Annotated in this window: 5 protein-coding genes; 2 read left to right on the forward strand and 3 right to left on the reverse strand. The window is 39.0% G+C overall.

Annotated elements, in window-relative coordinates; genetic code table 11:
- Both PHC76_RS14630 and PHC76_RS14635 read left to right on the forward strand, forming a co-directional pair.
- A partial coding sequence (locus tag PHC76_RS14630; RefSeq protein ID WP_300210680.1) for a flagellar hook-length control protein FliK occupies positions 1 to 1,266 on the forward strand: 1,266 nt, incomplete at its 5' end.
- Positions 1,263 to 1,529 (forward strand): EscU/YscU/HrcU family type III secretion system export apparatus switch protein, encoded by a 267-nt coding sequence (locus PHC76_RS14635; RefSeq protein WP_300210682.1) that lies wholly within the window; start codon positions 1,263 to 1,265, stop codon positions 1,527 to 1,529. The genes PHC76_RS14630 and PHC76_RS14635, both read left to right, overlap by 4 nt.
- Here PHC76_RS14635 and PHC76_RS14640 read toward each other — a convergent pair.
- The 3 genes from PHC76_RS14640 to PHC76_RS14650 form a co-directional block, all read right to left on the reverse strand.
- Positions 1,498 to 2,124 (reverse strand): hypothetical protein, encoded by a 627-nt coding sequence (locus PHC76_RS14640; RefSeq protein ID WP_300210684.1) that lies wholly within the window; start codon positions 2,122 to 2,124, stop codon positions 1,498 to 1,500. The genes PHC76_RS14635 and PHC76_RS14640 overlap by 32 nt on opposite strands.
- Positions 2,108 to 4,699: a hypothetical protein gene (locus PHC76_RS14645; protein WP_300210686.1), complete on the reverse strand. Its 2,592-nt coding sequence runs from the start codon at positions 4,697 to 4,699 to the stop codon at positions 2,108 to 2,110. Before PHC76_RS14645 ends, PHC76_RS14640 begins: the two co-directional genes overlap by 17 nt.
- A gap of 2 nt (positions 4,700 to 4,701) precedes the next feature.
- Positions 4,702 to 5,245: tetratricopeptide repeat protein (locus tag PHC76_RS14650; RefSeq protein ID WP_300210688.1), on the reverse strand; the 544-nt coding region annotated here is incomplete at its 5' end.

Consider the following 5,245-nt stretch of genomic DNA (forward strand, 5'->3'; position numbering starts at 1 on the left):
AACTCTACCGTTTTTAAAAATATGGGAAGTCTCACCGATAATCTGCAATCGCTTCTTAAAGAGCTAAAAACTTCTCCCGATCTCTCCCCTAAAATCACTGTATTGGAAACGTTTTTAAAAAATGCCACAACCATGGACGGCCCTACACTTAAAAATCAAATCGCCAACAGCGGTGTTTTTATGGAGTCCAAATTCGCCACAGCCTTACAAAAGATACCCGATCTGACCCAAACACTGGAGCAGCTTCGCACTCTTCTCACACAAAGCCCTCAGAATGACGCAAAAGTCCTTCAAAAACAGATCTCGACCCTTTTGGATAGCCAAATCCTCCCAACGTCGTCACAAAACCTGCAAAGTGCCCTCACCCTCACCGAAACACTGAAAAAAGTATCTGACAATCTCCACACACTGCTTTCGAAAAGTGATCCCCTATACTCCAAAGAGGTATCTGTTCTAGCCCAAAAGCTCGATCAACTCAGTGCCGTGCAGGAGATAAAGACGACCCTCTCACAACTCTACGGAATCCTCTTAGGCAGCAATACCGCTGACACGAATACTCTGCTTGATTCCATCGAAAAACTGCTCAAAAATTTGAACGATACCCCTACTGAAGAGTTGAAAACATTTACCCAGAATCTCAAAAGTACCATCAACGAAGGAAATATCACAAAAGAGCTCTCCGCGATCATCACGAAACTGGACGAATTCACCAATCCCAAAGCACTGGTCACAGAAACGTTGTTAAAAGAATCGATGGAAAGTGATCTGAAATCCAATCTCCTCTCTCTGCATGAGGATCTCACCCAATCCAGTGATCCAAATGCTCCGAAACTGCTGGAACAAACCGACAAGCTCTTAGCCCAAATCGATTATCATCAGATAACCTCCTATCTCGGATCGTCAAATTCCATCTATATCCCTTTTGCATGGGATCAGCTCGAAGAGGGTTCTATGGCGTTTAAAAAAACCGCAGATAAAAAGTTTTACTGCGAAATCAATCTCCGTCTAAAAGAGTACGGAGAGCTGAATCTGATGATGGCACTGTATGATGGAAACCAGCTGGAGATACAGGCCCACACCGAAAAACTGGAGCTCAAGACACTTATCCATGATAATATCGGCACTCTACGCTCTTTGCTCATCGATGCCGGATTAACCCCCAGAGCGATACGGATTTTTGAAATGAAAGAGGCGCTATCACCGTTAAAAGAGACCTACGGCAGCGACACAAACGGTTCCGATCTGGGATTTGAGGTGAAAGTATGAAAAAAGCCGTCGCGATGCGCTATGATCCGGCGAAAGAGAATGCTCCGCGCGTCGTTGCAAAAGGGCAAGGGGTCACTGCCGAAAACATTATTAAAATCGCAGAACTTCACAACCTACCGATCAAAAAAGATGAAGATTTAGTGGAGATGTTGAGCAAAGTGGAGTTAGACCGCGAAGTTCCTGAGAAACTCTACCTCGCAGTGGCGGAAGTGTTTAGTTTTATCTACAAAATCACGAATAAAGATAATTTACATAAAGCCTAATTGCTCTAGATTCGTATTTCTTTTTAATTAAATATATTCCTAAACGAAGAAATAAAATTGACAAAGCTAAAAAACAAAATGCCCAATAAGAAAATGCCTCATGTAATAAAATGCCAGTTAAAATACAATTGATCATAAGCGATAAAATCGTAATACCGATAGCCTTTGTTTCATCTACATACCGCTCAGTTTTTTGGCTTTTTCCAAGTATCTGATAAAGAATATAATCCGTCAGAAAGGCATCATTTTCATCTGGTATATCTTTTTCTTCTCTTAGTTTCTTTTTAACTTTATTCCGAAGATCCTGAAAATCTTGTGCTATAGAATAATTACCTTTAATAAAATTATCAAATACTGCTTGTTGTAATATACTCAAAAAATAGCTGAGACCGATAAATAATATACCATATCCATAAAGTTCCATATCTTTAGGAAATTTTGGAAAAACCTCTACAGATGTCATTGCCGTATCATATAAACTTCCAAAAAACATATACAAAACTATATAAAAAAACAAAAAAGTTACCGATGGCAAAACTGCTCGTTTAATGAAACCTTCAAATCGCTCAAAAATGAGCTTAACAATTTCCGACATAACTCTCCTTAAATATATTTATCCCAAATTTTCGAATATCTTCGAGCCAATCGTCTGCCTCTTTTTTGGTACATCCGAATCGCTCCACTGCAACCCGTCGCAGTGTCTCAAATTCGTTTTGTATAGAGGTCACAAAAATAGCAGGATCATCACTATTGATCGTCACGGATGCGACACCTTGGCGTAATCCATATTGATTATATATTCCCCCTTTTTCTAAAAAACTTGGCTTCGGAGGATAAAACCGAAATATTGGATGATTGGAATAAGCTGACATCGTCGAAGTAAAAATATTTGATGAAGGATTTGTCTCGAATATAATCCCTGCTCTGGCATATTTGTCAATCAAATAGTCTTGGAGCATTTCGTAAATCTTTAAAACTTCCTCATCGATTCGTTTTTTCTCGATTTGAATCGCTTCGTTTGATTTATTACGTACCTGATTGCATCCATGATAACGTTCAAATATCTCTATAGCCTTTTCGTTTTTCATATTTTCCAATACACTTTTAGAATAGGTATCATAAAGCTGTTTTTCATTACGTGTATGAGCGAAATAAGTTAAAGGACAATTTTTTCGATATTCCCATGCCTGATACATATCACTGACACTTGCACCTGCTACACTGCCGTACACTTCGCGAAATACCTGCATCGCTTCATCTTCTATTTTGAGAATATAACGGGTTAGATAGGAATTTTCTGCTTTTATCTCTTTGAGCACTCCGCTAAGCCAGACAAGATTATCTAGATGCTCTCCACGTGTCAAAAAAACTCTTTGTTTCGTTGCTAACCAATCGCTCGGATGAATCCCCAGACTCAATGCATGTCCGATCCGATCTCCATTTCCCATCCCGAAATATTCGACACACTCAGCAACTGATCTCATTCCGCTAACGATATGATTAAAATCTTCTCCCGCGTGTGCGGTAATGATCAATCTTGGATGATGTTTTAACGTACCATAAACTGCAATAGGATTTTTAATACTTTTCGGTTGTGCACGAAGATATCGAAAAAATGGAGCAAATACTTCAGGCGGCGTATGGGTCTCTTTTCCCACAGCATCAATCGCAACCACCAAAGAGGAGAGATCAATCGTTTTGCCTTTCAAAGTGCACTTTTCGACAAAAGCTCGTTTAGCATCATGTTTAAGAAGGAGTTTATACGAATCCACATTTTTATAGATAGCATTGCGTAAAAAATCATCTAATGCAAGGGCTTCTTGTTTCAGATGGCGGCGTTTTTGTCCAAAACTCGGTTGAACCATATCCATCAAACTATAATTTTTTTTCTTTTTTTCACGCCCTTTATTGGATGACAAACCAAAATTGAAAATGACATCTTGATCTTTCTTGGCAGATTCGAATATATATCGCATATGTCCAACTGTCTCTGCGATCGTGAAGCTATCACTTCTAATCCCCATTTTTGCATGGAGATAATTAGTACCGCTATTAATGATCCCAGAAGCGATATTGTGTCCGTTGCGCTTGTCCACTTGACGGATATCCGCTCCACTGTATTCGCTGAAATGGGAAAGTCCTATGTTTTGTGACATCACCATATAAGAACGGAGAATATTAGTTGCTTGTAAATATAATTTTATGCAATAGCGTAACGTAGAATCTTTGTCATTCAAAAAAAGATAGAACATAAGTACACTCTCAATCAAATGTGCTTTATCGTACTGACGACGTCGATAATAATCAACAAGACGAGAGAGTAATGCACCATAACTATTTTTTGGAAAAAATGGAAATAATTTCACTGCTTTGGACAATGATGCCAAGGTTGTCTGTATGTGCACCGATCCCTTCCGATTCATAAAAAGAGTTTTATGGAGATTTTCTCTCAAATACTCACTACGCTGATTGACGATCGAACCATAGACGAAATCGAGAGAAATACGAGCGATATCGATCACCTGCCCAATCGAATACGTGCCGTTATTGAGATAGCTGAACTCGTTGATTCTCGGTTGTTCTCGTAAATACGAGTCTGTGTAAAAAGCTTCTTTTGTCTCACGATTCATCAAACGCATCAGATTAAACGGTGAATACCCAGCCCCTTTGAGATGGATATGATTATCGGCATATTCAGTATTTTTCCGTACCCGAAGACCTAACGGCGTCGCCATATCGATGATCGCATCCAAATCACGAAGCTCTATACGGTCATCATACAAAAGTTTCGCCAGCTTATAGCCGATCAAATGAGAGGGAGAAATTTTGGTGATGAGGGAGATATACTCTTCGAGAAATTCATCTTGCGGATAAATTTTACTCCCGTCGATCACCAATAGTCGATCAAAAAGCGGTTCTAAAAAATCAAACTCATAATTAATCCCCTCTTCCGTACTTTCACGAATCGTCTGCTGTTCGATCGAGAGTTCGATGTCATCCAATCGGTGAGCATTGGGATAAAAATCCCGTACACCATCGATAAGAGGTTTAAATATCTCATTTCGGATATTTTTTTTTCCATTTATCAATGTTTGGACGAGATCATGAAAAATCTTATCACTTCGGAGCAATACGATATGGGGCAGATGATCCAGTGCATTAAAAAGCATATTTACCGGCTCATATTCTCTTTAAAGATTTGTATCCAGCGTTCTGCTTTTTGATCTCCTTTTGCCCATCTCTCCAACTGGTTAAAATCCCAATTCGCATCAATTTGTTGATAGTTTTTAATCCACCGGTTCACAACTTCATCTGTTCTTGTCGTCTTAATTTTATTACCCAATATCATCAGCATTTCAAAAATCTTTTTAGCCGATATATCCTCTATATTTGATTCAAAAGCTTGAATCAATTTTGGATCCATTTTTTTATTTTTGATCAGAGAGATTTCAAAAATTTCCAAATACGCATCTGCATCTGTTGGATTGATCTCGATCGCTTTTTGGTACGCTTCGATCGCTCGATCATATTTCCCTTTATTATGATATGCAATCCCCATATTGAAATACGCAGCAGCATATTTCGGGTTGATCTCGATCGCCTTTTGGTACGCTTCGATCGCTAAATCATGTTCCTCTTTATTACCGTATACAATCCCCATATTGAAGAATGCACGATCATATTTCGGATTGATCTCCACCGCCTTTTGGAACGCT

It is taken from the genome of Sulfuricurvum sp., from assembly GCF_028710345.1.
Lineage (GTDB): Bacteria > Campylobacterota > Campylobacteria > Campylobacterales > Sulfurimonadaceae > Sulfuricurvum.